General features: G+C 25.3%; 2 protein-coding genes. One reads left to right on the top strand and one right to left on the bottom strand.

What is annotated here, in order from left to right; translation table 11 throughout:
- On the top strand, positions 1–622 hold a 622-nt coding region (locus FEM21_RS16015; RefSeq protein WP_035662719.1), incomplete at its 5' end, for a restriction endonuclease subunit S.
- 50 nt (positions 623–672) lie between these two features.
- Here the strand turns inward: FEM21_RS16015 and FEM21_RS16010 are convergent.
- Positions 673–1293 carry a restriction endonuclease subunit S gene (locus FEM21_RS16010; RefSeq protein ID WP_152547427.1) on the bottom strand — a complete coding sequence of 207 codons (621 nt, stop codon included), beginning with the start codon at positions 1291–1293 and terminating at the stop codon, positions 673–675.
- Between the last annotated feature and the right edge of the window lie 28 nt (positions 1294–1321).

Genomic DNA, 1321 nt, shown 5'->3' with positions numbered 1-1321 from the left:
GAAAATAATTGAGGGTTTAAAAACACATAAAGCTACAATCACAAAAAAAATATTTTCAAGAGAATTAAAGTTTAAAGATGAAAACTATAATTATTATCCTGATTGGGAAACAAAATGTATAGGAGAAATATTTAAGATAACTCGTGGTAATGTACTTCCAATGAATTTAATTAAACCTAATTACAATAAAGGTATTTCTTACCCTGTTTATTCATCACAAACTAAAAATAAAGGATTAGTAGGATATTATAAAGATTATTTATTTGAAAATTCTATAACTTGGACTACAGATGGAGCTAATGCAGGAGATGTTAATTATCGTTTGGGAAAATTTTACTGTACAAATGTTTGTGGCGTATTGATTAATCAAGATGGATATTGTAATATTTGTGTTGCCGAATTAATTAATTCTGTATCTAAAAATTATGTTTCTTATGTTGGAAATCCGAAACTAATGAATGGTGTTATGAGTGAAATAAAAATTACTTTTCCTTCTATTCAAGAGCAAATTAAAATTTCTAATTTCTTATTAAAACTTGACGAAAAAATTAACTTTGAAACCAAGCTACTCACTCAATACGAAAATCAAAAAAAATATTTATTACAAAATCTATTTGTTTAAGGATTTTTAGAGCCTTTTCAAGATTTAAGATCTTGAAAAGGCGGTTTTTATCAAACAAACAAATTAGTCAAAAGAAACTTTTTTTGAAGTTCTAATTTTTCTAAAATTTGTTTTTCTATATCTATTTTTTCTTGAATAGAAGAAAGAAAATCAGCAATTTTAGTTTGTTCTTCAATAATTGGAATACAAACTTTAATTTGCTTCAAATCTTTATTATAAATATGTTTTATTGTAGTTCCTGAAACTAATTCTATAATTTTTTTCTTTTCAAAATTCAATAGATAGGACATAAAAATAGAGTTTACGCTAACCTTAGGTCTTAAAATATTAATGTCACCACCTAAAACTATATTGTCTTCTAGTATTGTACTTGCAGTTGCCAATCCTAATGGCGTTACATCTGAACTTGGCATCAAAATATCTCCAACTTTACTTTTAAACCCTTTTGTATTGGTTTTAGAAATAACTTTAGAAATAACGGCATTATAAATTGTAAATAATTCCCCATAGTGAATACACTTTCCGATTCCGTTTTCCGAAATATCATTTTTTGAAAACAAACTACCTTTATGAAAGTCAAAAATATCTTCTAAATATAAGCTTCTCCAAGAATCTTTCAAATTTAAAAAACTTAGCTTTTGTAAAAATATCTTTTCACAACTTCCTTTCATTAAGGTTTCTAATTGTTCAATTATTTTC

This window comes from Flavobacterium seoulense (assembly GCF_000695795.1).
In the GTDB taxonomy this organism is placed as follows: Bacteria; Bacteroidota; Bacteroidia; order Flavobacteriales; family Flavobacteriaceae; genus Flavobacterium; species Flavobacterium seoulense.
This window is presented reverse-complemented; position numbering and strand designations above follow the sequence as displayed.